The organism is Acutalibacter sp. 1XD8-36 (assembly GCF_009917525.1).
GTDB lineage: Bacteria > Bacillota > Clostridia > Oscillospirales > Acutalibacteraceae > Acutalibacter.
Map to the genome: position 1 here is coordinate 1 of NZ_QZDU01000017.1, position 25,061 is coordinate 25,061.

A 25,061-nucleotide genomic window follows, 5' to 3' on the forward strand; every position below is an offset into this window, starting at 1 on the left:
GATTATGCGGCTTGTCCGAGTTATCACATGTTGCTAAAACATATCCATTCCCAGCCCAAGTTATAGTCCTAGATGTAGGAACTGCTGCGCCACAATTGTCGCATCTGATCACTGGACCACGCGGCTCGATGCCCTCGTCTTCTGCAGCATAAACTGAGATAGAAATCACACTGAAAACGAGTATAAGGGCCATGAGCAGGGAGGTAATTCTTTTGGTCATATGATTTAACTTCCTTCCATTTACTGCGCAAGTTCTGAACTTGCATTGGGTTTACATCCCGCACACACAAAGTGCCGGGGCGGACAGGAACTGAAACGGTCCCACAGAGACACGTCTCAATCTCCTTTAGAACATCGCGTTGGCCAACGCTGGTTGAATGAAAACCGGTCTGTGGTTCGGGTTTCGTTCAACTGCCCATAGTTTAGCAAGAAAAAAAGAAAAATACAACCCCTTTTGCGCGAAATGACAAAAAACGCGACAGAATGGTATGTCGGTATTTTTATACCGATTAGAGCGACCACAATATATTGTGGTCGCACCATATGAACATAGAAGCCCCTCTCCGTGATTGGAGAGGGGCTTCTATGGATATTGGGATTGATTATTCGTCGCTTTTTAACAACACCGAGATATGAAACAGCTTTGTTTCCAAGTCATAGTTGAGGTTGATGGAACCGCCATATTTTTTTACAATAGCGTCTACACTTTTAAGTCCAATGCCATGCTGCTCCTTATTGAGCTTGCGGGTCAAGTATCCGCTGCGGCCATCTTCAAGAGGCGGTTCACAGCATGGATTTGTCAGGGAAAGAAACAGATCGGTTCCCGTCGGGCTGTCAACTCTCAGTGCCACATAGGGCTTTGGGGTGTTCTGAGCAGCTTCAACTGCATTCTCCAGGAGGTTTCCGAACAGCGATGTGATATCGTTGGGAGCAAGAAAATCATACTCTTTATCCCGCACATCCACTTGGAAGTCTATTCCCTTTTCACGGCATAACTCACCATAACGGGACAGTACCACGTTCAGCATGGGATTATCGCAATAGCGTATCTTATTTTGCAGCGCTGGCAACTCTTTTATCTTTGTGACATAGCCCACCACAGATTCCGCGCCCTGCTCCTGGGCAAGGTCTTTTATAGCTGTCAGATGCCTTCGGATATCATGAATCAGCACTCTCTGACTGTCGTATTTTTCCTCCAGAACTCTGAAATAAGTTTCCTCGGCTTCATCCTTTTGTTTCACCATTTGCAAGGCAAGGTACTGTTGGCTGACTCTTTGGCTGTATTGGTACCACGCAAAAAGCAATATGTTAGCAAAAAGTAAAACAAGCGAGCTTATGAGCATCAGGTTTTCAATGTGTACCGGAAGGTGGACGGCCATCCCAGTATAGAACATTACCACCATAACGCATATTGTGGCAAGGGAAAAAAAGGAAAGGGAAAAAGAGACCGCACCATCGTCTCCTTGGCCGGGATTAGACTTTTTCGCAATCAGAAGACATAGTTTTGTAGCTAAAAAGTATAGGAGCTTACTGCACACAGCAAGAATCATCAACGTAGAGGTGTTGGTTTGGTAAAAGTTATAATTACCTAAAATGGACCCAAGGACTAAAACAATGACGAACTCCAGCCCAGTTGATAAACAGGTGAGCATTCCCGCATGGAAAATACCCGCCCTCCAGGAACAGATGTAGAAAACATATAGCAGGACATAATTTATCAGGGCAAACACGGAGGTATTAACCCACATATCCGCAAAATTAAATATTAGAAAAGCAATGCCATACCCGAGTGTGTGAACCATAACGCATATCCAAAGGGAATATTTCCTTTTGTACAGCCCCGAGAAGTAACTCCATGCCGTAATGCCCTCTGCTATGTAAATACAAAAATAGACCAGTATCATATCCATTATGACATCGCCTCCAGAAACAGGAGATATGCGTCTTTGAGCTCCTGATACTTGCGCCGGGCTAAGAAAGACTCCCAAATTCTCCCATCCGGCGTTTTGAGCGTGATGGATTCACGCGTGTATGACAGAATAAATTTGAAGTTGATTATGTAGCTTCGGTGTGGCCTGTAAAAGCTCTTATACTTTAAAAGCCTGTCCCAATATTTCGCGTTTTCTACGGACTCCAGAGAGCGGGAAAGCGTATGGGCCCATACCTTTCGGTCCTCGTTCTCAATCATGACGATCTCATCCGATGAGCAAATAACAGTCTCCTCTTTCGTTTCTATGCTTATTTTCTCCGCGTCCATACTGATTTGGTACAGAGCCTCCTTCATGTTTCGGAACAGGCGCGCCTTGTCAATGGGTTTTGAGAGATAGCGGAACACATGAAATTTCATGGCGTCGTCTAAATAGTCGGGATACGAGGTGACAATAAAAATCCTCACATTGGGATTCATCTCTTTTAGAAACGCTCCCGTGGAGATGCCATTTCGCCCAGGCATTTCCACATCGAGGAAGACAATGTCGACTGGCGCAGCAGACGGAGCAGCCTCAGAAACCAGCAAGTCATCGCCGCTAGTGTAAACTGTGTAGTCGGGCTGGCTAAGACGAGCAGATTGAAAGTATTCCCGTAAATACTTTTTCAGCAGTTTTATTACCTGTTCATCGTCATCGCAAAGAACGATCCTCATATAACCACCCCAGTACTGTGTGATAATAAAGTGATTATATCATATCATCCCAGGAATGTCATCCATTTTCTGGATTTCGCTTTCTCAGCAGCTCAATAATACCTGCTGCCAACTCCTGGTCTTCCCGTGTGCATTGATTAAGGCCATCTACAACACCCTTGGGGATATTGTTTGCCCGCAGAGTTCCTCCTAACAGATAATCTGGGTTCACTTTTAGCTCAACGCAAAGTTTGAGGAACACATCAAAGCTGATACGGTCCTTTGCGTGTTCAATGCCTGACAGATGCTGTTGTGAGATACCAAGCCGCTCGGCTAGATCAGCTTGTTTTATCTTGTTTTTTCTGCGGCGATGCGCTACTCTGCGGCCAAACAGTTCTGCGTTAAATATAGTTATTTCATTAAGACCGTCCATGAGTTCTTCCTCCACAATATGTTGTGTGTATCTTACCACACAAATAAAACAAAGAGAATCAAGTATAGACGGTAATAGCGCCTATATATTAAAAACTGGAATTTTTCGTATAAAAACAGTAATTTCGTCTACATATTCAATAATCAGCTACTTTTGGCCCCAAATAACCATTTTGTATCGATTTTTGACCATTTGGTAAAATGGACTAGATTTTCTTGCTTATATAAAGTATAATATCATGCAAAGGAGGGAACTAAAATGACAAAGGCAAAAGCTCTCATTTCCAAATTAGCAGCCGGCACCGCTTTTTTCCTGTCTGCAATTCTTTTTGTGGGCGCTAACACTGCATCATCCAGCATTATTCACCAGCCCAAGGCTCCCGAAGCACTGCGCCGGTACAGCAAGATCAAGTGATCAAGCGGATAGCTTCCGTCACGGCAAAATGGCTCCTGCAGGCAGGAGCCATTTCTGCTAGTGACGTGGAACTCTACGAGTACGGCATCTACAGCTTTCTTTTTTCCATGTGTCCACTAGCGCTGGTGTTAATTATCAGCATGTTCCTCCACATGGTTGTAGAGGAAATTCTGCTGATTATCCCCTTTATACTTATCCGCAAGTTTTGCGGAGGGTTCCACTTCCAGTCTTCTGTGCTCTGCGGCATCGTGTCAACCTTAGTATTAACCGCATTCCTGTTAGGAATACGCTTGGTCCTTGATACATCGGGATATAGCTGGTGGTGTGTGGCGTTACTACTCGCGGCTGTTCAGATTATAGTGTTCAGCCCTATAGATTCAGAGGGCCGGAGGCTGACGCAGAACGAAAAGAAGGTCTTCAAGAAAATTACCATTGCCCTATCCATTATCACCATTGCCATATGCGCTGTGCTGGCGGCTTTTTATCAAACCTGGGCTGCTGTTTCGGTTGGGTCTGGACTAATCCTCTCAGCAGCGCTCCAGTTTCTATGTCTGTTTATAAGAAATCGTTAACAATGAAGGGGAGGGAATTAAGCTGCAAAATGGGTATTGATACGTCCTGGTTTCCGCGATTCCTGTGCTACCGCCAATTCAATCCTGTTTTGCTAAAGCCACCTTTCTGACCATTGCTTTTCCGCGCAGTGGTCAGCCGTTCCCACTTGCCAGAAACTCCCCCTTTACAATAGAATAACCGTCTTAAAAGCCTGTATACACTTTCTGGATAAATCCAGGAAATGCATACAGGCTCTTTTTATGCCCTTTTTTACGGTCCGTCCCCGCTGCCGCTCCCCGCCTTTTCAATCTGATTTTGGTTCACAACAACAAAATTCAGATTGGAGAGAGCAAAGTGAAAGAAATAAATCTGCGGAAATACTACCCGCATTATGCCCAAGACATGATGGTGGAGGTCCCTGACAAAGTGGCCGAACTCCTGCAGGAGTTTACGCGGGCCGAGGACGCCCGGCGCATCCGTACATACCGCCATAAGGCCATATACTCTCTGGAGCTGATAAACGAGATCCGGGAGTTCCCGGCAGAGGGGCCGCTCCCGGAGGAAATACTGGAGCAAAGCCACATGAGGGAACTGCTCTACAAAGGCTTGCGCTCTCTGCCGGAAAAGCAGCGCTCCCGGCTTATTGCCTATTACTTTTTGGGTATGAGCAAGACAGAAATCGCCCATGCAGAAGGTAGTGAGGAAACCTCAGTAAGAAAGAGTATCCAGCGTGGCCTTACTTCCCTAAAGAAATTTTTTGAGAAAATTTGAGTCAGACCGCCCGGTTTTGCCTCAAAAATGTACGGAATATATAGAGGGACATTTTCCGGGGAACGCCAAAAGGCCATAACTTACCCCTGAAACGCCCTCTGTATCTCTTGCGTACATTGACAATCGAATACACAGTGTATCGGATACATCACTTCCTGACTGCGAGCCGGTGGGCCGAGCGGCCCAGGGGATGGGCGGCGCCCATCCCGGCGATGATCAGCAGGAGGCAGAGAACTTCCGTCCAGCCACAGACTCACGCAATGGGGACAGCCGGGCGAGAACCGCGCGGGGTTGAGATCACCATGAGGGCGTATAGCTAAACGCCCGTCCGATACATTCCCTGGCCGGGGCGCATGGCAAATACGGCTATTATGAACTAAAATCAGATTCGGATACTTTTCCAAAAGATAAGTGTGCGAAGCCACTTTCTTTTGGAAAGTATTTTTCATGATAGACGCTACGGGGATAGGCGAACTATTGGTGATTGGGGCATCGGAGAAAAAGGCTTGTATGATTGCCAGCAAGAGCCGGACTGCGCAGAAAAACATGGCGGTAACTGCCACGGAAAAGCTCTTGAGGAATTACCGCAAGCTAAAATGGTCCATCCAATGCGGCACCGAACATGCGATAAAACTTCTGGATGATGGTGAGTACCAGCGGCTCATGGAGCGGGAGGAAAGTATAGGAAACCAAAACCTGCGCTCCACTGCCATGCTGACCGCCGGAAACCGGGTACTTTGGGCCAGGCTGGAAATCAACTTTGAAATAGCGGGTCTGTATGAGGCCAATTACCTGGGCGAGGTTCTCGCCCGGGAAAACATAGACCTCCACAAGCTGCTATGTGTTACGGATTATGCGGAAGTGGTCAGTGGCGGGGATATCCAAAAACTGGCAGACCACCTGGATGACTTTATCTTCATAAAGGGTGCACAGACGCCTGCCGATGTGGGTGAATACGTCACCCAGCATGAGTATGGCTATGAGGCCGGAGAATGCCTTCGGGACTTCCTGGACTATCACAAACTGGGCGAATACATCACCCAGGAGCGCGAGGGCGAGTTCATTTACGGCAGTTTTGTCTGCATGGAGGAAGGCTGCGATGTGGTGAAGATACTTCATGAAAAGCGTAATGAAATCGAATTAGGAGGAATGTAGATGTTCAAAGCAAAACTTACAAAAGACACCGGGGAAACCGTCACCATCACGCTGCCCCAGGACTATTCGCCCTTGAGCGAGGCAGTGGCCTCGTTAGGCACACGGTTGTGGTCGGAGCACATTCCCATGGATAGGGATGCCGACAAAGTCCGGGGAGAGCTTATTCCAGACAACGAGATGGGCGAACACTTGAGACGCTTGCTCCCGGATGGCTACACCCTGCAGGATGCCAACGATGTAGCGCATATGGTCACCCATGCAAATAAACTCATCGAAGAGGATCTGGGATTGAATATCCTCTTCGACCACTATTCATCGGCCCAGGAACTGCGTGACGACATCCGCAAAATGACCTATGACGCCGGCAGTGAAAGTAAGTCCTATTACTTTCCCCTTACGGGCGTGATTTGGGATGAGGAATGTGAGGATGAGTTCCCTGCGGGAAAAGCGTTCCTGCTGGACCAGTGGAGCGGGATCTTGGATGGATTCTCGAAATATACTTCTAGGGATATTAACAATATGTCCATGTATTTCCGCGGGCCTGGCGCGGACAAGCTGCTCCTGGCCGATTGGGGGTTTATAGACTTAGAAGACGAGCTGTACGGTATAGTGGATGTGCGCCTGACGGAACCCATGACAAAGGAAGAAGAAAAAGAGCTGCGGGACTGGATCCAAGGCCAGAACAGCGATGGGCTGGGCGAGGGTTTTGAGCAGCAAGAGATTCCGACCGACCGGGGGGACCTTTACGTCTCGTTCTGGGACAGCAGCGAGGACTATTTCGTCAAGGATGATGCGGAAATGGATGAGTACCTGGGGCATTCCGGCCAGCAGTTTGGGGGGATGTAAGCGCTCAGTCAGCGCCGCCCATACAGATACTAAATCCCCAGGATTGTAAAAACTTCATACTCCTTAAAGCAATCCTTTAACCATGGGATCAGCTCTTCAATAACATCTTCGATAATCGGGTCAGAGCCTTTACTGTTCTTCACAATTTCACCCCATTGGTGCTTATTAATGACTGTTACCCCATAATAGTCAAAGCATCCAATTACGCCAGAAATGAGTTTTGATAAACCGACTTCATCCCATAATTCATCGCTGATACTTATGGAATCGGGGAGTCAGCATTTGTCATGATAGCGGCCTTTCATAAATTCAAAATAGCAGGTGCTGCCGGACGTTTTCCGTTCTTCTTCGGTTATAAAATATTTCATGCGCTTGCTCCAACGGTTGAGGTGATTGAAAGAATCTTACTTACTCATAATAACACAATGCACCATTACAGTCAACAAAAAGGGGGGAGTTACAATATGCCAAATTACGTTGCAAATATTGTTACTTTCGATGGCGACAAAGAAAGAATCAAAGAGATGCTGTCTGCGATCCAGAACGATGAGTTCGGCCCCGGCAGCATTTCCTTTAACAAGATCGTTCCTATGCCCCCGGAGCTGGACATCGAGTGCGGCAGGAGCAAAACTGACCCGCAAGTCATCCGTAACATTCAGAAGTATGGTGCTCCCAACTGGTACGATTGGTGCAGGAAACACTGGAACACCAAGTGGGACGCTGGCGGTTATGAAGAAGGCGGAGACTACAGCCAATGTGATAAACTGGCCTTTCGGACGGCCTGGCAGGAGTCTGCCCCGGTCATATATGAGCGTCAAGATTTCCTGGGCGTGCTGAAGGACGAGCATCTACCCGACTGGGCCAGAGAAAAGCTGGCGGAGAAACAAGAGCAGACCAATGAGCAGGAAATAACATAAAGGAGGACACCGTGCATATCAAAATCTATCAAATCAATTCCGAGCGCGACCCTGGCAGAGCTAAGTTCATGGGGCTTAACTCTGTCAAGGATATAGACCCCGCCAGCTACGACGAGGTGTTCATCGGAGACGTAGACTGCAAAAACCTAGAGGATGTGTTCACCATGCTCAACACCAGGGGACACCCTCTGCACCGCGGGCATTCCCTCTCCGTCTCCGATGTGGTGCTCACAGAGAACGGCGCATATTTCTGCGACACAATCGGCTTTAAGGATATCGACTTCGATGAAAGCAAGGCCCATAAGCCGGATGGACTGCTGAAAATCGTCTACGTGGAACCCAACCGTCCACCGTTTATCAGCGAGGTGTGCAATGACCTGAAGTCCTTACAGAGGGCTGTAATGGGTCTTATTGAGCCCGTTTATTTGGGGGATGGCACGATCCTGGTAGGCAACGAGGAAGCCAAGCTGATGGGCATGGAGGGAAACCGGCGTGTTGGTGATTCCATCATAGCAGGGCCGTTCTTTATTGTGGGAGAGGATGGCGATGACTTCCGCTCCCTGACAGATGAGCAAACCCAGCGGTACATGGAGCGCTTTACGGAACCGGAGCAAATCAGCCAGCGGGAAGTGCAAGAGGATATGGGATTCACCAGCCGGGATGATATCGACTTCTCAGCGCCGGGGCTGGTCAACGAGGTGATTGATAGCCTCACCCCGGAGCAGACCGCCGGGCTGCAATTTGTGGAGGATACCGTCAACGGCCTACACGCCGCCATGACCGGCAGAACCCCGGAGCAGGTCAAAGCCGCCGAGGTGTTGTACATACTGGCGCTGTCGGAGCAGGCAAAGGAGTCAGGGTTTGTGACAAAGCTGGCCGGGTGCTTTACGGATGGTCAAACAGACGAGCAGCTCATTACCGAGATCAACGCTGTGTTCGGTACTGACCTTGACCCGGAGGACTTCTCTGCAATCATGAACTACGCCAATCATCAACTGGTGGAAGTTGCCAAAGCCCAACTCGGCAATGTGGGGGGCGAGCCATACTGGAGCTGGTACGGTTTCCAGGGCCGGGTGGAGTGGTGCGCCTGTTTTGTCAGTTGGTGCGCCAACGAGTGCGGCTACATCGACAAAGGAATTATACCCAAATTTGCAGGCTGCGATACTGGCGTGGCCTGGTTCAAGAATAAGAACCAATGGCTGGATGGCAGCGCGACCCCTGACTCCGGCTACATCATTTTCTTTGACTGGCCGGACGAAAACGGCGTACAAGATGGCAGCTCTGACCATGTTGGGATTGTGGAAAAAGTGGAGGGCGGCAGGGTCTACACCATTGAGGGCAATTCCGGCGACGCCTGTGAGCGGAACAGCTACCCCATCGGCAATTACCAGATTTTGGGGTATGGGACGCCGAATTTATTCTAAAAACATATAATGTAAAGGAGAAAATTTCTATGGAAAACATAAGGACAATGGCCATTCAGATGCCCGAGGAAACCTATCAGCGGCTGAAAGCCTACCTCAAGCGGCGTCAGCTCAAGCAGAAGGACTTTGTCATCGGGCTGGTAGAGACAGCGATGGAAAAGGATGACGGTTCTGCATTATGCAGCGCGGCCTCTGAATAGGGGCTTAAATAATTATCACTGTAGAAAACATAAAGGAGAGCATATGAATATGAGCGAATTAGATTATAGGACCCCCTCGGACCCCCAAAGGATAAAATATGCGGGTCAGCCCACGGCTCAGGGAGTGTTCGAGGAAATGCAGTATCATCTGGACAGGGCAGGGTATCTACCAGGGGATTTAATACTAAGTTGGGACTGGGAAAATGGCCGTGAAATCCCCAAGGGAGCCAGTGTATCCTGCACCATAGGTTGTTATGAACTGGGAGATGCCTATCTGGAAGCGAATATTCTTTGGTATGATGAAGAACAGAAAAAGCGTTGTGAGGATTCTTTCTTCTGCAACTACCGCAAAACCAGAAAAGAATTTGACGTGGACCAGGCGGCCAAGATTGCCTCTGCCATAATTAAGATGTTCCGTTGGGACGGTCCCAACCTTAAAATCGTGCCAATAATAGAAGAGGCCGACAGTTCGGATATGGCCTATACGGAGCAGCTTTTGAATGCGGCTGGCCGCCCTGGTGAGACCGGTTACAGAATGACCGTACTAACGCTGGAAAAATATCCAGTCTTTCCATTGGATACTTATCGGAAAGCCTGCCACAATGCGGTAGAAACGGCTGACCCCGAAAAGGTCATGTTCCTGCTGGAACAGGCTGAAAGCCATGTGGAAAATCTGCCGGATTGGTTTTACGGCGATATAGCAGACTACGCCCTTTGTGACTATCACCACATCGCTGAACAAATTGTAGACCGCTGTACCCAGCAGCAGGCAGAAGCGATACCTGCCAACTTGCTTTTACAGGCCGTAGATTATGAGGATACGGATTTCGCCTGTAAGCTTGCACAGAGGGGTATTCACGCGGGGGACCTAGCAGAGGATATTATATATTCCTGTTGTGACAATACTTTGGGCTCGCTGCCCGCCGAACTGCTGCGCCTGGGGATGCAGATAAGCCCGGAGGACTACAGCGCGATGTATTCTTGTCTAGATTGTAACTACACAGAAGCTGCCGCTATCCTGCTGGAAAGGGGAATGGACTTCGATGCATTTAGGCAGTGGGCGGCTAAAAAGAATATAAGCATAGCTCAGAATGACGCCTTAACACAGATTGAGGCTATTTGGACCAGGATGCAGACTGGGGAAGAACAACCGAACGGCGGGCTGTGCATGGGATAGATTGCCTATTGAAGCCCGAATCTATGCTCAGCACAGGAAAGCCTACCTCAAGCGGCACAAGGTCAAGCGGAAGGATTTTGTCATCAGGCTGGTGGAGGGCGGCAATGAGTAGGCAAAAACAGTTGCTTTTTGGGTAGGATTCGGGTATAATGTACTTAAGAGAAGGTCGCTATTAAGTACTAGGATTTTCATTATAAAATAAAGAGGTGATTCTCATGAGCATAAGCATAGCCGATATTTCGCTTGCAAACGACCTGGTGTTTTCAGAGGTCATGCGCCAGCCTGAGAACGTCAAGCCGTTTCTTGAAGCGGTGCTTGAGAAGAAAATCGCGGAGATCACCTATATTGAGAAACAGCAGGACATGAAGGACGGCATAAACCTGCATGGTATCCGGCTGGATGTTGCCTTGGCGGATGCTGATGAAACGCGGTATGATATTGAGATGCAGACGGGCCACGCCTATGATTTGGAGCGGCGCATCCGATTCTACCAGAGCAGTATTGACAGAAGGACCCTGGAACCGGCTGAGAGTTACCGGCAGCTAAGAGAGAGCTACATTATCTTCATCTGCACGGACGATTATTATGGTCGGGGACTGGCGCTTTATAAGCGTAAATCTGTAATTGATGGCGCTGAGGATTTGATGTATGAGGACGGCTCCCATGCGTACATTCTGAACGCCGCGTTCACGACCCCGAACACGAACGAACCAGCACTGGAGTTTTTGCGGTATGTCAACGCCAGGTATCGCAGGCTGGCCATTGACATTTCCGGTTCAGACTACTTGACACAGATTGACCGGGCGGTGGAAGATATCAAATCCGATAAAGGAAAGGTGGAGAGACTTATGACCCTGACGGCGAAGCTCAAGGATGAACGGTGGATTGGGCGGCAGGAGGGCTTGGAGGAAGGTTTGGCAAAAGGTCGCGCTGAAGGTGAGCAAAGTGCCATGACTGGCCTGATTAAGCGGTTACTGGAGCGGCATAAGACTCTGGAGGAAATTGCCGATATTTGTGGCCTGGATTTGGACGAAGTCAAAAAAATAGCGGAAGAAGGCTGAGTTAGCTTTTTGCGCGGGATGAAGTTAGGTGGAGTGAGTGCCATGGATTATACAACGCTTTGTACAAGGGAGGAAGGCAGTCCTGTAGATTATCAAATGCTATGTGAAAAGCGCTGGCAGCTCCAGAAAACTCTGCCTGGCATTCCCGATGAGGTCATATCCAAGTTTGACAAAGCATTTGAGATCGAGTATGCCCATAATTCCACCGCCATCGAGGGAAACACGCTGACGCTTGTCCAAACAAAAGCGATTCTGGAGGATGGGCTGTCAGTGGGCGGCAAAACCCTCCGGGAGATATATGAAGTTGCAAACCACGCCAGGGCGTTCAACTATGTGAAAGACTGCATAGCAAAGGGAAGGCCGCTGGACGAGCAGACCATCAAAGACATTCATGCGCGGATTATGGAGAACATCCAGATCGGTGGGATATACCGAAATGTTGAGGTACGTATCACAGGAGCCAATCATAAGCCGCCTCCTCCCAGCGAGATGTACTGGCAGATCAAAGAATTCTGCTCTGTGCTGCACAATCCCCGAGATCTAAACGCTATTGAAATGGCGGCTTGGACACATGCCGAGTTTGTGCGTATCCACCCCTTCACCGATGGCAACGGCAGAACATCGCGGATGATCATGAACTATCAGTTGATGCAGGCGGGTTTCCTGCCAGTTTCGATTGGAATAGAAAAGCGCCTTGAATATTTTGAGGCATTGGATGTTTATGTCGTGAACCAGGATCTGTGGCCTTTTGCGGAAATGGTAGCCGAGTTGGAAAGCCAGAGGCTGGATGAATATTTGAATATTGCCTGTGAGCAGGGTTTTGGGGATACTGAGGATAAGATGGAATTGGATTTTTGTCAGTGAGGGTTCGAAACGCATTACAAACGAAGTAAGAAATTATGTGGCATCTTTTAAGGCAGAGTTCTTGTGACGGCTTTTGAAAAGCCCGGAAAACCGCATAAATACTAGGGCTTTTGGCCTTCCAAGGGTCGATGGCATCTTTTAAAGCACGGTAGGGGCCAATCCTGTGGATATAAAAAAGATATTCGCTCAAAAAATCGCGCCACCGCGCGGTTTTTTGATGCCTGAAAGCCCCGGATTTCAAAAGTGCGAAAACGTGGATGAAAAAACGGAGTTTTGGCTTTCTGGCAGGAAGTAAACCCTCACAACAACAGAATAATGAGTTACACTGAGAGTCAGCTTAGAAAAAGCTGGGGACTATTTGTGCAGAATTTGACCCATATCACATAACCAATCACAGAAAGCTTTTATTAAAAACAGCAATTGCCTTTTCTGCTTTTGGAGAAAAAACTCCCCAAAAGGTGATTCAAACATTCATTATAGGCTGTTGAGGGAGTGTACCTTTCGCAGATTTTATGCAGGGGCAGATATGATCTGTCTACTCTCTGGAAGAAGCGGTGACCTGGGAGAAATGGGCGGATAGGCTGGCCCGCCCCTGAAAGGCCATCTGGTCGTGAATCAAATAAAATGCGCGACAGGACACCTCCGGCCGTTGGCATATTATTGCAGATTGATGAAAAGAGTGCTATAATTAATATAAATTTTGCGGTATTGGAAAATAACTAAACGAAGTCAACGATTCTCAAATAAATCATGAAGAAAGGAAAGGCAGTAGGATTGCAAAGCGAATTATATATTGTTTCTCAAAGGGTAGGAATCTGTTGCAGATTTCTACCCTTAGTTAGTTGTGAACAATCTATAAATTTGATTAAAAAGTCCTTGACAAGTCGTTTCAGGCAAGACGGCCCGCTCCATACTGATTAGCTGCGGGGCGCGGCTGGCTCCCTTTGACATTCCCCAGCTCCGGGAGATCATGAGCTATGACGAAATGGAGCTGGACCGCCTGGGGGGCAAGCGGACGGCGGCTTTTTTCATCATCAGTGACACGGACACCACCTATAATTTCATTGTGGCGCTGGCGTTCTCCCAAATGTTCAACCTCCTGTGCGAGAGGGCGGACAACGTACACGGGGGCCGCCTGCCCCACCACGTCCGGGTGCTGTGGGACGAGGCCGCCAACACGGGGCAGGTCCCGAACCTGGAGAAGCTGGTGGAGGTCATCCGCTCCCGCGAGGTGAGCTTGACCCTGTTTTATCAGGCCCAGTCCCAATGCAAGGCCATTTACAAGGACAACGCGGAGACGATCATGGGCAACATGGACAGCGTGGTATTCCTGGGCGGGCGGGAGCACTCCATCGTCAAGGAGATTTCCGAGGCGTGGCTGGGCAAGCAGACCATCTCCATGCAGACAGACAGGCGCTCCCGCGGGCAGTCCGAGAGTTACAGCCAGAACACGCAGCGCCTGGGCCAGGAGCTTATGACCATGGACGAGCTCACCACCATGCCCGGCGACAAGTGCATTTTACAGCTCCGGGGGCTGCGGCCCTTTTTCTCCCCCAAGTACGACTTGAAGCAGCACCCCAACTACCGCTATACGGCGGAGGCGGACAAGAACAATTCCTTTGACCTGTCCCGCCTGATCTCCCGCCGTATGGAGAAGCTGGACCCCGACGAGCGATACACTGTGTACGAGGCGGACATGCCGGACGAGGCGGACATAGGCGAGGACGAGGACATCTTCAACTATGACGACCTGGACGACCCGGACGCCTTTGTATAACCCTCTGGACACCGTGTCCAGAGGCAGACGCGCCGCCCTCTAAGGGCGGCTAATTTATTAGGGTTCCCGCAAAATCGTAGATTTTGTGGGAGGAGGAGCCACAACGGAATGAATGAGTTTTCACGCTTGCGTGGAAACGAATGATATGAAGTTTGTGGCGACGAGGCCGGGATAACATTCCCGGAGAATATGGAGGTATTTATGCAGTTTTTCACTTCCGCTATCACCACCTTGCAGACCCTCGTTGTGGCCCTGGGCGCTGGCCTGGGCGTGTGGGGCGTCGTCAATCTCCTGGAGGGCTACGGCAACGACAATCCGGGCGCGAATGCTCATGTACGGTAAAGAAGCAAGCAACCGAAAACAAGAGATAGACCGCCAGCACCACACTATTCCGAACCAAAGCAACCAAAAGACAAAAAGACAAGCACCGTGGAAATGTGTATAACTTGCTATTCCGTCATGGAAAAGTCTGTTCACAGAACATGGAAAAGCTAAAGTGCAGCTTTCCCACATTCTGCAAACAGACTTTCCCACAACTCCATAAGATAGCAAGTTATGCACATTACGCACAGTGCCGGCTACTACGGAATCCCCCTCATTCTTATAACAAATTTAAAGCAAATTGCTTATTTTTCAATGCTATTTCGGAGATTTTTTTCATAATAACTACATTGACTTTGAAAGTTTCCCATGTTACAATAGGTTTGCTTGTCAGAGGACTTGCAATCAAAAAGATTGTTGAAGTGGGATAAGACCATTGAGGGTTTTATCCCACTTCTTTTATTTTGCGTGGAGGTGTTTTTATGAGTACAAGAACAAAGTCTTTATGTAGTTACATATTTCCGGCAATGGGTGGGTTATTTGTAACCTATCTTTACAATGTGGTTGACGGTATTTTTGTTGGACAAGGCGCTGGTTCAGCCGCATTAGGAGCTGTTAATATTGGCGTACCTTTTATTACTTTTGTTGTTGCTGTTGCTGCAATGTTCCCAATGGGCGGTGCAACTGTTGTTGCAATACGTATTGGACGAGGAGATAAAGAGGGCGCAAATCACGCTTTTATGACTGCTTTTACTTTAACTGCTTTACTTTCCGTTGTGTTAATGATAATTGGAATGATATTTTCGCAGCAAATTGTTGATATAAGTGGCGCATATAAATTAAGTGATACAATGAGAAAAATGTCAGCAGATTATTTGTTTTATTATACTGCTTTTTCAATTCCTATGTTGATGAGTACCTGCCTGTCTGTTTTTGTTAGAAATGACGGTTCGCCCGCTTTATCATTTATAGGAATGTGTGTAGGTGCGATAGCAAATATTTTTTTAGACTGGCTGTTTATCTTTCCGTTAAATATGGGCATTATCGGTGCAGCAGTTGCTTCCGGTTTAGGACAGGTATTTTCTGTTATAGTTCTTCTTCTACATTTTGTTAAGAAAAAAGGGCAACTTCGCATTAAAGCTTTTAAAATTGATATTTCTCTTATCAAAAAAATATGCAAGCGAGGGGTGCCAGAAGCAATTTCACAGCTTACGACACCAGTTACTGCACTTTGCTATAATCTTATGTTGGCAAGTTTAATCGGGGATATAGGAGTATCTACATTTAGTGTTTTAAGTTTTATTTATTCGCTTGCAAATGCTGTCCTATCTGGTGTGGCTCAAGGCTTACAACCGCTTTGGGGAAATTGTTATGGGAAACGTGATACAAACGAAATGAATTGGTTTTTCCGTTGTGGGATAATTGTTAACTTGATTTTATCCATTTTTATTTATGGTATATTGTTTTTCTTTGATGAATCAGTTATTTGTATTTTTAATAAAGATAGCAACCTTGTACAAACTGCGACTATAGCGTTACCAATGTTCAGTTTGTCATTCATTCCTATGGCACTGAATCTCATTTATACAGATTTTATGTTTTCAACAAAGAGGACAACACAAGCAAATGTGATAGCAATAAGCAGGGGTATTGTTATTAAATCAATTTCCATCTTTTGTATGCCTATTCTATTTGGAAATAATGCTATTTGGATTGCCCCACTTTTTGCAGAACTTATTACACTTATTTTAGCAGTAGGATTGAACAAAACAAAGGAGGTTTTCAATGGCGACAAGCAAGAGCGCAAAAATCATGGCCGAGATCGAAAAGGTCAAGGGCAAAATCAGCGACCAGCAGGCCCGGCTGAAAGAGCTGGAACAGAAACACAAGGAGGCCGAGAACGAGGAAATCGTGGACATCGTGCGGGGCATGAGCATTTCCCTTGAGGAGCTCCCGCTGGTGCTCCAGCGCATCAAGGCCGGGGACGCTTTGGGACAAAATGTCCCGAAGTCCCATAAGGGGGCCCCCGCAAAGTCGGATGACTTTGTGGGGAGAGGAGGAGCAAGGGAGCGGGCGGAGTTTTCGCCGCAGGCGGAAACGGAGTTGAGCGGACTTTGCGACGACGAGGAAAAAGAGGACACGGAATGAAACTGAAAAAATATCGTGTGTTGGCGGCGGCTCTGTGCGCCGCTTTTTTGCTGTGCGGCATCACCACAACGGCCTACGCCGGGGGCGGTGAGGAATGGGAGGACGGTACGGGCGGCCCGGAATGGGAGGGGCTTGACCCCGTGGAGCCCCCGGCCACCCCGGAGCCGGAACCCGAGCCCAACCCGTTCACCCCGGACGGCCAGGGGACGATGGTGGATAACGCCACCGACCAGGACGGCAAGGAATTTTTCACCATCATGGCGGCGGACGAGTCCGTGTTCTATCTGGTGATTGACCGCCAGCGGGAGACGGAAAACGTGTATTTCTTGAACGCCGTCACTGTGGCCGATTTGATGGCCCTTGCGGAGCCGTACCCGAACCGCTCCCGGAGCCGGAGCCTGCTCCCACCCCGGAGCCGGAACCGGAACCCGAGCCGGAAAAATCCGGAGGGGCGGGGACGCTCCTGCTGGTGCTAGCGGTGCTGGCCCTCGGCGGCGGGGCTTCCCGGCTCAAAAGCTAACATCTGAGAGGAGGTAACTTTGGAAAAAGCGCAGGAATACAAGTATTATTCTACCCAGCGGCCCGTTGACATCGGCACATTCCCCAAGGACAAGGACAACCCGCCCATCCGGATCGAAAACTACGAGGGCCGGATTTGGGTGGAGCATGATACCCGGCTTGCGTGGGGCGAGCTGGCCTATGCCCGGCCGCTCTCGGAAAAGGAGCTCTATAACTACGAGCTCAAGCCCTCCCGCGACAACCCCGATATGCGGCGGCTGATGGACGCGCAGGCCCAGGTGGTGGGGAAATGGGAGGATACGGGCCGGGTTCCCGAGGCCCAGCGGCTGACATGGTTTTACCCGGATTTTGGGAGCTATGTAGTGAAAGAATTTGTTTCCCCGGAACGGCTGGCCGAGTGTGCCCGTGGGGTGGAACTTCAGCAGGAGGCCGCTGGCCGCAAACGGGCCCGGCAGGAAAAGGCCCCGATTGCCGCACAACTGCGGGAGGCCGGGAAACTGGCCGGGGAACGGCAGGCCCCCGCCGCGCCCAAACGGAACGCGCCCGACCGGGGCGATAGATAGCGTGGCCGGAAAAAAGCGCCGCCGCCCCGTCCATCTTCATGTGATGGTATCCGAGGAAGAGCAGGCGCTTATCCGGGAACGCATGGTCCGGGCGGGCATCCGCAACATGGGCGCGTATATGCGGAGGATGGCTCTGTGCGGCTATGTGCTCCAAGTTGACCTTGCCCCCGTCCGGGAGCTGGTGTCCCTCCAGCGGCGGTGCTCAAACAATCTCAATCAAGTGGCTATCCATGCCAACACCTACGGGGGGATTTACCCCGAGGAAATATCGGCCCTGCAACGGGACTACTCCGCTTTGTGGGGGCCTTTGTCTGATTTGCTGAAACAGCTTTCCGCGCTGGTGGAGCTGTGATTTGCTGGGGAGCGGTGCTGTGCCGCTCCCCGGCTTTTTTCGTACTTCGGGACATTTTGTCCCAAAGTGCAGGTAGATTGTTGGTGGAGAATGTGATATACTAAATCTCAAACTGGATAAATCAAATATGTACTTTTTGAATTAAGTAATTGGAAGAGGTAAATGTATGGGCATCATTGGAACAGGAAGAGAAACATATCTATATGTTAATGGTATTTCATGTTCTCACGAAATAAGTTTGCGAAAATGTGTTACGCTTGTACCAGTTGATTCAAAAATTGAATTTGATATAGTTTCAAGGTTAATTAAAAGTGACATGGATTATTCTATCGCCGTTTTGAGTTCTGCAACATTATCCTCTCAGCTAAGAATAACTTCTTCCGATGTTGAACAATTAACAGTAGCGACTTGGAATGCACAATGGGACTGTATTTTGTTAGGGGCACTTTTTAATTGTGAAGTTATGAGCAATCTTCAATGTGATAAACCTGTTAATGAACAAGAAAAAGCGACTTACATAAATGTAACAAATTATGCGTTTCGCGCATTGTTGCGAAAATGCTATAATCTATCCGAAAATGATGAAAAGTGGCTTAACAGCTATTATAGTGTTGCTATGGATTTAACCAATTTTGATACTTATAGGACAGCTGTTCATGCTATGGCAAGCTATCGATGGCACTCAATGCCGCGTGTTCAACTGGCGATTCTGTGGTCTGGAATTGAATCTTTATTTAATGTTAGTACTGAGGTCAGTTTTCGAGTAAGCCTCTATATAGCTCGATTTTTAGCTGGTCGTGATGATATAAAGGCAAATGAAATATTCAAAAAGGTCAAAAAATTATATAATATGCGTTCATCTGCAGTTCATGGAAATAAAATGAAAGAAGATATTTCCTCATTTGTCGATGAATCTGCTGCACTACTTAATCAGTTGATTTTACGTTGTGCAGAAATAGGTGAATTGCCCAATACAGACAAACTCATTTTTAATGTATAAATTGCAAAATAATTTTAGCTGAATTACCCACAGCTATTGCTGACCTTAGACTTTGGGACATTTTGTCCCAAAATTACGATAGATGGCCAAAGGGAAATGTAACATGATTTCCAATGAATAACAGCGAAATAGAAAGAGGTGTATAGCATGGCAGAAAATACTTCAACAATCACTTATCAAATGTTCGAGCACGCGTGCGCTTTTGTTGATTGCGCGAGATATTGCCAAATAGAGCCTAACAATATAAAATGCAGAACAAAATCCCACTCTGTATCGGGAATTGTAAATTCCGCTTTTGCTTGCGAAATATTTATTAAAACATTATTAGTTTTTCATGGTGTCCCGGTTGAAGAATTAAAGTGTCACGATTTGAAAAGACTGTGGGGAAAATTCAAAATAAAGGACGCAAATACTGCATTATCTGTTGAACGTGGAATGCGTGAATGGTTCAAGTCCCAAAATGAAAATATGTTTGATGAAATGCTAAATGACATTTCCAATGCGTTTGAATATTGGCGATATATTTATGAGAAACAAGGCGGACGCATCAATCTAAATTTTTTAGTGGGCTTTAGAAATTTGTTAAGGGGAGTATGTTGTAATCAATTATTCGGAAAATCGTGGAGTGAATACGAAAAAGGAGAATGAAATACAGTTGCTCATATATAGATAGAATGTGACAGCAGGTGATTTACCTGCTGTCTTTTTCATAGTGAGAGGAGGTGCTACCACGGCCACGACCTACATCCGGCCCTACAAGCAGGCGGCGGGACTGAGCGCCGTTCAGACGATGGAGGAACGGTTTGCCTACGGGCTCAACCCCCAAAAGCTGGGGGCTGTGTCCTCCCACCTCTGCGACCCGGCCACAGCCGCCGCTGAGTTTCTGCTGGTGAAAAGCGAATACCAGGCGGCCACGGCCCGGCCCGTGGAGCGCGGGGCTCTGTTCTTCCAGATCCGGCAGGCGTTCCCGCCCGGCGAGGTGACGGCGGACGAGGCAAACAAAATAGGTTATGAAACGGCGATGCGCTGGACGAAAGGCAAATACCAGTTTTTCGTCTGCACCCATACCGACAAGGGCCACATTCACAATCACATCTATTTTAATTCCACGGCCTTTGACTGCTCCCGGAAATTCCATAATTTCCTCGGCTCCAGCTTTGCCCTCCGGCGGCTGTCTGACCGGGTATGTCTGGAGCATGATTTGTCCGTGATACAAAATCCCAAACAGCACAGCAAGGGCCGTTTCCTCCACTATGGCCAGTGGGTAGGGGAAAAACCGCCCTCCGCTCAACAGCGGGTGCGGCTGGCAATCATCGCGGCCCTTGAAAAAAAGCCCGCCGACTTTGCCGCGTTCCTGCGGCTGATGGAAGAGTCCGGCTTTGCCGTCAAGCGCGGGCGGGGCGGCGTGGTTTCGTTCCTCGCGCCGGGGCAGGATAAATATACCCGGCTCCGGGCATCCACCCTCGGCGCGGGCTTTGACCCCGGGGACATCCGGGCGGTGATTGCCGGGGGGCGACCCCTCCCGGAGATCCCCAAGGACGCACCGCCCCCGATCCGGCAGGTGGGCCTTATCATTGACATCCAACAGCGCATGGCCGAGGGCAAGGGCCCGGCTTATGAACGGTGGGCGAAAGTCTACAACCTAAAGCAGATGGCCGCCGCCCTCCAGTTTTTGCAGGAGAACAACCTCACCGACTATGACGCGCTGGCGGCCAAGACCACGGCGGCGGTTGACCGGGCCCACGTGCTGGCCGGGGAGCTCCAGACCACCGAGGCCGCCCTCTCCAAAGTCTCCGGGCTGATGGGGGCCGTGGTGGACTATGCAAAGGCCCGGCCCGTGTTTGATGGCTACAAGGCGGCCCGGTACTCGAAAAAGTACCTTGCCAAGCATGAGGCGGAGCTTGCCACCTACCGGGCGGCCCGGGCCGCTATGAATGAATTGTTAGGCGGTGAAAAGCTCCCCAAAATGGACGCGCTGAAAAAACAGCGGCGGGAGCTGGCGGACAAGAAAAAGGCCCTCTATGCCGAGTACCGGCAGGCCCAGCGGGATATGCGGGAGGCCGTGGCTGTCAAGGCCAACATCGACCATCTGCTCGGCCTTACGGACGGGCGCACTGATAAGGAACAGACGCGATAGCGGCGGTGACGCAGACAACCTCTTTGGGACATTTTGTCCCAAAGAGCCGGGTTTGGGGAGGCTCCCCAACAAGCATTTTTGCGGGCCTGCGGCTCAGCAAAAAATTCGGAGTGTGGCCACACCCGAATTGCTTGCCGTTTGTGCGCTCCTTTAGGTTTGCGTGATTTCAAATAAGACGGTTAGTAATTACACTTGCCAATATTGCAAGGTCGTTAGGAGACTTTTTCATTCCATCAATTACCCACTTGAATAGTAAGCTCCAAAAGCCACCCGCATGAAAAAACAAAAAATAATCCATATCTTGACTGAGGGTTTCAGACATTTCATCACTTCGTACTTGAGCATGAATGATGGGAAGATTAGTGTAAAATTTATCTAACAGAAAGTACATCAAATTATTTCTATATAAGAGATTGATGAAATCCCGATTTTGAAAACAAATCTCAAAAAAATTTTTGGTTATTGTATATGTATCTGTAGGAGCAATTCCTTTTATAGAGTTAAGATATTCGGTAGTAATGTCATCAATAACTAAACGTAAAACATCATCTTTACACTCAAAATGACGATAAAATGTTCGACGGTCAATCAATGCTTTTGAAGAAATCTCTCTAACAGTAATAAGGTGATACGCTTTTCTGTTCATTAGTTCTAACAGTGCATCAATAATCCATTTCTTTGACTGCATTGCTATTGGATTATTTGACATAGATAGTCCCCCTGTCACACATAATCGGTTTTGTAGCACTTAATCGCAGCTACTTGATTTTGCAGTGCTCTTTCATTATACTACAGACAAAGAAATGTCTCAAGTGTGGCATTTCCATTGAAGAGGAGTAGGGAATGAAAATATTAGTGTTATACTTTTCTGGTGTAGGTTCAACGAGAAAAGTCGCAGAGCTTATACAAGATTGTCTTTTACATACCAAAAACTGTATCGTGGATTTGTATTCTATCGAAAACTGTGTAGCTATTAACTTTATAACTTATGACGCTTTCATAATTGGCACTCCGGTTTATCATGGAGCCCCATCTAATATTGTCAATAACTATTTTAATTCGTTGCCTCCATTGAGCAAAAAGATACCCGCATTTATTTTTAATACAAGGGCTTTGTGCTCATGCAACACTAATAGACTATTGGCAAAGCAATTATTAAGGAAAAATATCATCACTATTAAAGATCGAGATTATCGGACTCCAGCAAGTGACGGCGCACTTATTCTTCCATTTATAAAAAGATTTTTTTGCTATGAGAAAAATATATACACAAAAATACATTTAGATTGTATGGATTTTTTGGAACGACTACAAACAAAACGGCTGTACGGATATGTGCCACGATTTCGTTTTAGCAGTGTCATAAATGCCCCTAATAAGTTTATGGGACAAATGATTACTTTTAAGATATTTTTACATCAAGATAAGTGTGTTAAGTGTGGCCGATGTATTAAAAATTGTCCGCATTATGCTTGGGAAAGAACTAAATCGGGCTATCCGTTATTTAACAGAGCAAAATGCGAAAACTGCTACCGATGTATCCACCATTGTCCAGCAAAGGCATTATCATTAAGCAAGTATTCAACTCCCCAAAAACTGTTATCATTCATAATCGAAAAGTGAAATGCCTTATAAGATGTTTCGTCTAAAGGTCATAAAAATATTGCCGCACGACGGCAAAAGAAAAAAACCGTCGTGTAGCAATTAAATTCTCATGCTTTGATTTTATCGGCGGTTTTGAAACAACAGATTTCAAGACCGCCGTTTTTGATTGACGTGGCGGCAAAAGGAGGTTACGCCGTGTCTTTCTATATTGTCCGCCCCCCTAACTTGTCAAAAAAAGCCCAGGCTCCGGACAAGGATTTTCCGCTGCACTCTGCGAAAATTGTTGCAATTTAGATAATCACCTCAGCTTATGCGCTTGCGTGGTATTTTGCCGCGCAAGCGTTTTTTGTTTGCCCGGCTTTGGGACAAACAGTCCCAAGGTGCGGAACGGCTCCCCCAGGTGTCGCTCCCCGCCGCCCTCCATATCGTTTCCCGCAACCCGACCACAAAAAACGATATGGAGGTACATACCATGACGATTATCAACTTGCGCGACTTTTACTACTGGTACACCCAGGACGAATATATGGAAGTTTCCGACGATGTGGCCGAGGCGCTCCGGGCCAGCGTCCGCTATGAGGCGGCCTATACCGAGCGTGTCCGCTACAACAAGGCATACTATTCCTTGGATGCGGATGACGGCATCGAATATTCCGCCTGCCTGCACGAGCTCACCCCGGACGAGGTTCTGGAGCTCAAGGAGCGGTTCTGCCGTCTGTGGAACGCGCTGAACAGCCTGCCGGAAACCCAAGGCCGGAGGGTGGATGCTCACTTTATCCTCGGCATGACCTACCGGGAGATTGCCAAAGCCGAGGGCGTGGATAAGAGCGCGGTGCGGCGCTCCGTTCTCAGCGGCATCGCACAGATGAAAAAATATTTGAGAAAAAATCCGTGATTGCCGTCTCCATTTGCTCCATTTTTCTGGTGGTATATGAGAAGAAGTTTTTTCCTCTCCACAACTGAATAGCGGGCGGCCCCAAGTGAACGCGGGGAGCCGGGCGGCGGGTGCGCTTTGACTTCTCCCACGGGAGGACGAGCGACCAACACCACCGCCGCGCCTGGGGAGCTCGCCAGCCCCACGGCCACGATCCGCGAGGGACAAGCTGGCCGCTTGCCACTTGGGGCCGCCGCACAAAACAAGGAAACGCCGGGCCGCTAACTGCTGTCTTTTGACGGGCCAAAGATACGGGCCCGGCGTTTCCTCTTTCAAACAAGTTTAGGTAGCTGTCTACGCCCTCGGCCAAGCTGATAAAGCGGACGCCCATCTGCACAAAAAGGTTGTCAATCAGACTGCCAGCATCGCTGTAATTCCGGGCAAAACGGGAAAGGTCTTTCACCACAACGCAGTTGATTTTCCCGCTCATCACATCCCCTAAAAGCCGCTGGAAACTTTCGCGCTCCGTATCGGTTCCCGTGTGGCCGTCATCCACATACTCGGTGTAGCTTTCAAATTCTTCCGCATGGTTGAAGTGAAAATCGTTGAGTATGTCGCGCTGATTTTTCACACTGTTGCTATCGTCAAGCCCCCGATTGATTTTCTGTAAATCCTCACGGGAGAGCCGGATGTAGCCGCCCATTTTCCAGAGCCGGGCCGTATAGGTAGGGGTCAAAGTCTGCTGATACCCTCTGTTTTTTGTTCGTGCCATTGTTCCTCCTTCCCTATCACATTACACTTATATTATACCTCTGTCCGGGGCAATCAACAAGGATGTCGATGCTTTGGGACAGTTTGTCTCGAAGTAGGAACGGGCCGAAACAGCAGTTACAGCCCGCTCTTTTGCCGGATAAGAAAGGCGGTCAGCGTCTCCTGCAGGGAGGGGCCGCCCTCGGCAAATTCGATTTTCACGCCCACGCCGCCCACGCTAAAGCAGTACGGATTGACGGCCCGTTTCACAAACCGGGCCAGCCGCTCCTCCCGGGGGAGGGTGCGGTCAAAGGCCATACCGCTCACGTCAGCCAGCGCATCCGCGCTCACCGCGCCGATGTTCACGCTTTTCATTTGTTCCAGCTCTTGTGCGGTCAGTTTCACGGCAAAACCTCCTTTTGCGTTTTGGGTTGGTGGGGAAACGCGAAAGGACAGCACTCCGAAAAGTGCTGCCCTTTGGCCTGTCCCCACCTCGGGACAAATTGTCTCAAACCCGGATAGCGTGAACAGCATTATCGTTCCGATAACAAACGTGATGAACGACCAGTATTGTTATCAGA

General features: G+C 48.5%; 28 protein-coding genes and 2 pseudogenes. 23 read left to right on the plus strand and 7 right to left on the minus strand.

All coding sequences use genetic code 11. From position 1 onward, the window contains the following. From D5270_RS16640 to D5270_RS15320, 4 genes are all read right to left on the minus strand, one after another. Positions 1–220, minus strand: a 220-nt coding sequence (locus tag D5270_RS16640; protein ID WP_207709409.1) for a hypothetical protein, incomplete at its 3' end; no start/stop codon positions are given. A 382-nt stretch (positions 221–602) separates the two neighbouring features. Next, positions 603–1,910 (minus strand): sensor histidine kinase, encoded by a 1,308-nt coding sequence (locus D5270_RS15310; protein WP_166544910.1) that lies wholly within the window; start codon positions 1,908–1,910, stop codon positions 603–605. Next, a complete protein-coding gene (locus D5270_RS15315) occupies positions 1,910–2,641 on the minus strand; it encodes a LytR/AlgR family response regulator transcription factor (protein WP_166544911.1) in 732 nt (243 codons plus the stop codon). The genes D5270_RS15310 and D5270_RS15315 overlap by 1 nt, the downstream gene beginning before the upstream one ends. Before the next feature lie 58 nt (positions 2,642–2,699). After that, entirely contained in the window at positions 2,700–3,053 is a 354-nt protein-coding gene (locus D5270_RS15320) for a helix-turn-helix domain-containing protein (RefSeq protein WP_166544912.1), read from the minus strand. A gap of 258 nt (positions 3,054–3,311) precedes the next feature. Here D5270_RS15320 and D5270_RS15325 point away from each other — a divergent pair, with 258 nt between their 5' ends. The 21 genes and pseudogenes from D5270_RS15325 to D5270_RS15425 all read left to right on the plus strand — a co-directional run bounded on the left by D5270_RS15325 (position 3,312) and on the right by D5270_RS15425 (position 21,251). Next, entirely contained in the window at positions 3,312–3,467 is a 156-nt protein-coding gene (locus D5270_RS15325) for a cyclic lactone autoinducer peptide (RefSeq protein WP_166544913.1), read from the plus strand. After that, a complete protein-coding gene (locus D5270_RS15330; RefSeq protein ID WP_166544914.1) occupies positions 3,464–4,039 on the plus strand; it encodes an accessory gene regulator ArgB-like protein in 576 nt (191 codons plus the stop codon). The genes D5270_RS15325 and D5270_RS15330 overlap by 4 nt, the downstream gene beginning before the upstream one ends. Positions 4,040–4,373: 334 nt before the next feature. Then, entirely contained in the window at positions 4,374–4,790 is a 417-nt protein-coding gene (locus D5270_RS15335; RefSeq protein WP_166544915.1) for an RNA polymerase sigma factor, read from the plus strand. Positions 4,791–5,237: 447 nt separating this feature from the next. Continuing rightward, positions 5,238–5,945 carry a hypothetical protein gene (locus D5270_RS15340; RefSeq protein ID WP_166544916.1) on the plus strand — a complete coding sequence of 236 codons (708 nt, stop codon included), beginning with the start codon at positions 5,238–5,240 and terminating at the stop codon, positions 5,943–5,945. Then, entirely contained in the window at positions 5,946–6,791 is an 846-nt protein-coding gene (locus D5270_RS15345; RefSeq protein WP_166544917.1) for a hypothetical protein, read from the plus strand. It begins immediately after the preceding gene. A gap of 464 nt (positions 6,792–7,255) precedes the next feature. Further along, entirely contained in the window at positions 7,256–7,708 is a 453-nt protein-coding gene (locus tag D5270_RS15350; RefSeq protein ID WP_166544918.1) for a hypothetical protein, read from the plus strand. Positions 7,709–7,719: 11 nt separating this feature from the next. Further along, a complete protein-coding gene (locus D5270_RS17175) occupies positions 7,720–9,132 on the plus strand; it encodes a DUF3846 domain-containing protein (protein ID WP_166544919.1) in 1,413 nt (470 codons plus the stop codon). A gap of 29 nt (positions 9,133–9,161) precedes the next feature. Then, positions 9,162–9,332 carry a hypothetical protein gene (locus D5270_RS15360; protein WP_166544920.1) on the plus strand — a complete coding sequence of 57 codons (171 nt, stop codon included), beginning with the start codon at positions 9,162–9,164 and terminating at the stop codon, positions 9,330–9,332. Between the two features lie 49 nt (positions 9,333–9,381). Further along, complete coding sequence (locus D5270_RS15365; protein WP_166544921.1) at positions 9,382–10,509, plus strand: hypothetical protein; 1,128 nt, start codon at positions 9,382–9,384, stop codon at positions 10,507–10,509. Positions 10,510–10,724: 215 nt separating this feature from the next. Then, positions 10,725–11,570 (plus strand): Rpn family recombination-promoting nuclease/putative transposase, encoded by an 846-nt coding sequence (locus D5270_RS15370; protein WP_166544922.1) that lies wholly within the window; start codon positions 10,725–10,727, stop codon positions 11,568–11,570. An 18-nt stretch (positions 11,571–11,588) separates the two neighbouring features. After that, positions 11,589–12,434 (plus strand): Fic family protein, encoded by an 846-nt coding sequence (locus D5270_RS15375; protein WP_442858614.1) that lies wholly within the window; start codon positions 11,589–11,591, stop codon positions 12,432–12,434. A gap of 880 nt (positions 12,435–13,314) precedes the next feature. Continuing rightward, positions 13,315–14,211 (plus strand): annotated as a pseudogene (locus D5270_RS15380) (VirD4-like conjugal transfer protein, CD1115 family); the annotation flags it as partial. Between the two features lie 201 nt (positions 14,212–14,412). Further along, positions 14,413–14,541, plus strand: a pseudogene (locus D5270_RS15385) (Maff2 family mobile element protein); the annotation flags it as partial. Positions 14,542–15,014: 473 nt separating this feature from the next. Next, positions 15,015–16,478, plus strand: a complete 1,464-nt coding sequence (locus D5270_RS15390; RefSeq protein ID WP_166544924.1) for an MATE family efflux transporter — start codon at positions 15,015–15,017, stop codon at positions 16,476–16,478. Next, positions 16,375–16,680 (plus strand): DUF4315 family protein, encoded by a 306-nt coding sequence (locus D5270_RS17315; protein WP_442858615.1) that lies wholly within the window; start codon positions 16,375–16,377, stop codon positions 16,678–16,680. The genes D5270_RS15390 and D5270_RS17315 overlap by 104 nt, the downstream gene beginning before the upstream one ends. Then, positions 16,677–17,156, plus strand: a complete 480-nt coding sequence (locus D5270_RS15400) for a CD1107 family mobile element protein (protein WP_442858611.1) — start codon at positions 16,677–16,679, stop codon at positions 17,154–17,156. Before D5270_RS17315 ends, D5270_RS15400 begins: the two co-directional genes overlap by 4 nt. A 63-nt stretch (positions 17,157–17,219) precedes the next feature. Beyond that, positions 17,220–17,762 carry a hypothetical protein gene (locus D5270_RS15405; protein WP_166544926.1) on the plus strand — a complete coding sequence of 181 codons (543 nt, stop codon included), beginning with the start codon at positions 17,220–17,222 and terminating at the stop codon, positions 17,760–17,762. Between the two features lies 1 nt (position 17,763). Beyond that, positions 17,764–18,114: a plasmid mobilization protein gene (locus D5270_RS15410; RefSeq protein ID WP_442858612.1), complete on the plus strand. Its 351-nt coding sequence runs from the start codon at positions 17,764–17,766 to the stop codon at positions 18,112–18,114. Positions 18,115–18,280: 166 nt separating this feature from the next. After that, complete coding sequence (locus D5270_RS15415; protein WP_166544928.1) at positions 18,281–19,114, plus strand: HEPN domain-containing protein; 834 nt, start codon at positions 18,281–18,283, stop codon at positions 19,112–19,114. A gap of 147 nt (positions 19,115–19,261) precedes the next feature. After that, positions 19,262–19,762, plus strand: a complete 501-nt coding sequence (locus D5270_RS15420; protein ID WP_166544929.1) for a hypothetical protein — start codon at positions 19,262–19,264, stop codon at positions 19,760–19,762. A 142-nt stretch (positions 19,763–19,904) separates the two neighbouring features. Next, positions 19,905–21,251, plus strand: coding sequence for a relaxase/mobilization nuclease domain-containing protein (locus D5270_RS15425; protein WP_166544932.1), 1,347 nt, complete (start codon positions 19,905–19,907; stop codon positions 21,249–21,251). A 166-nt stretch (positions 21,252–21,417) separates the two neighbouring features. Here the strand turns inward: D5270_RS15425 and D5270_RS15430 are convergent, their stop codons facing one another. Next, complete coding sequence (locus D5270_RS15430) at positions 21,418–21,960, minus strand: TetR/AcrR family transcriptional regulator (protein WP_120480658.1); 543 nt, start codon at positions 21,958–21,960, stop codon at positions 21,418–21,420. 134 nt (positions 21,961–22,094) lie between these two features. Here D5270_RS15430 and D5270_RS15435 point away from each other — a divergent pair, with 134 nt between their 5' ends. Further along, a complete protein-coding gene (locus D5270_RS15435) occupies positions 22,095–22,874 on the plus strand; it encodes an EFR1 family ferrodoxin (protein WP_120480659.1) in 780 nt (259 codons plus the stop codon). A 454-nt stretch (positions 22,875–23,328) separates the two neighbouring features. Then, positions 23,329–23,751, plus strand: a complete 423-nt coding sequence (locus D5270_RS15440; RefSeq protein ID WP_166544930.1) for a sigma-70 family RNA polymerase sigma factor — start codon at positions 23,329–23,331, stop codon at positions 23,749–23,751. On the opposite strand, the gene D5270_RS17320 is transcribed toward D5270_RS15440, so the two are convergent. Continuing rightward, positions 23,705–24,502: a recombinase family protein gene (locus tag D5270_RS17320; RefSeq protein ID WP_442858613.1), complete on the minus strand. Its 798-nt coding sequence runs from the start codon at positions 24,500–24,502 to the stop codon at positions 23,705–23,707. The two genes, D5270_RS15440 and D5270_RS17320, sit on opposite strands and share 47 nt — an antisense overlap. A gap of 116 nt (positions 24,503–24,618) precedes the next feature. Then, the gene (locus D5270_RS15450) at positions 24,619–24,885 is read right to left on the minus strand and encodes a DUF6870 family protein (RefSeq protein ID WP_044919915.1); all 267 of its coding nucleotides are present in this window, start codon (positions 24,883–24,885) and stop codon (positions 24,619–24,621) included. Between the last annotated feature and the right edge of the window lie 176 nt (positions 24,886–25,061).

What these genes read in the sequence shown, in the direction of transcription:
- D5270_RS15430 (WP_120480658.1), bottom strand. Translation starts at nt 21,960, where the DNA reads ATGTCAAATAATCCAATAGCAATGCAGTCAAAGAAATGGATTATTGAT.
- D5270_RS15360 (WP_166544920.1), top strand. Translation starts at nt 9,162, where the DNA reads ATGGAAAACATAAGGACAATGGCCATTCAGATGCCCGAGGAAACCTAT.
- D5270_RS15440 (WP_166544930.1), top strand. Translation starts at nt 23,329, where the DNA reads ATGACGATTATCAACTTGCGCGACTTTTACTACTGGTACACCCAGGAC.
- D5270_RS15310 (WP_166544910.1), bottom strand. Translation starts at nt 1,910, where the DNA reads ATGGATATGATACTGGTCTATTTTTGTATTTACATAGCAGAGGGCATT.
- D5270_RS15435 (WP_120480659.1), top strand. Translation starts at nt 22,095, where the DNA reads ATGAAAATATTAGTGTTATACTTTTCTGGTGTAGGTTCAACGAGAAAA.
- D5270_RS15315 (WP_166544911.1), bottom strand. Translation starts at nt 2,641, where the DNA reads ATGAGGATCGTTCTTTGCGATGACGATGAACAGGTAATAAAACTGCTG.
- D5270_RS15390 (WP_166544924.1), top strand. Translation starts at nt 15,015, where the DNA reads ATGAGTACAAGAACAAAGTCTTTATGTAGTTACATATTTCCGGCAATG.
- D5270_RS15325 (WP_166544913.1), top strand. Translation starts at nt 3,312, where the DNA reads ATGACAAAGGCAAAAGCTCTCATTTCCAAATTAGCAGCCGGCACCGCT.
- D5270_RS15400 (WP_442858611.1), top strand. Translation starts at nt 16,677, where the DNA reads ATGAAACTGAAAAAATATCGTGTGTTGGCGGCGGCTCTGTGCGCCGCT.
- D5270_RS15345 (WP_166544917.1), top strand. Translation starts at nt 5,946, where the DNA reads ATGTTCAAAGCAAAACTTACAAAAGACACCGGGGAAACCGTCACCATC.
- D5270_RS15420 (WP_166544929.1), top strand. Translation starts at nt 19,262, where the DNA reads ATGGCAGAAAATACTTCAACAATCACTTATCAAATGTTCGAGCACGCG.
- D5270_RS15425 (WP_166544932.1), top strand. Translation starts at nt 19,905, where the DNA reads ATGGAGGAACGGTTTGCCTACGGGCTCAACCCCCAAAAGCTGGGGGCT.
- D5270_RS15320 (WP_166544912.1), bottom strand. Translation starts at nt 3,053, where the DNA reads ATGGACGGTCTTAATGAAATAACTATATTTAACGCAGAACTGTTTGGC.
- D5270_RS17320 (WP_442858613.1), bottom strand. Translation starts at nt 24,502, where the DNA reads ATGGCACGAACAAAAAACAGAGGGTATCAGCAGACTTTGACCCCTACC.
- D5270_RS15350 (WP_166544918.1), top strand. Translation starts at nt 7,256, where the DNA reads ATGCCAAATTACGTTGCAAATATTGTTACTTTCGATGGCGACAAAGAA.
- D5270_RS15340 (WP_166544916.1), top strand. Translation starts at nt 5,238, where the DNA reads ATGATAGACGCTACGGGGATAGGCGAACTATTGGTGATTGGGGCATCG.
- D5270_RS15365 (WP_166544921.1), top strand. Translation starts at nt 9,382, where the DNA reads ATGAGCGAATTAGATTATAGGACCCCCTCGGACCCCCAAAGGATAAAA.
- D5270_RS15415 (WP_166544928.1), top strand. Translation starts at nt 18,281, where the DNA reads ATGGGCATCATTGGAACAGGAAGAGAAACATATCTATATGTTAATGGT.
- D5270_RS15370 (WP_166544922.1), top strand. Translation starts at nt 10,725, where the DNA reads ATGAGCATAAGCATAGCCGATATTTCGCTTGCAAACGACCTGGTGTTT.
- D5270_RS15375 (WP_442858614.1), top strand. Translation starts at nt 11,589, where the DNA reads ATGAAGTTAGGTGGAGTGAGTGCCATGGATTATACAACGCTTTGTACA.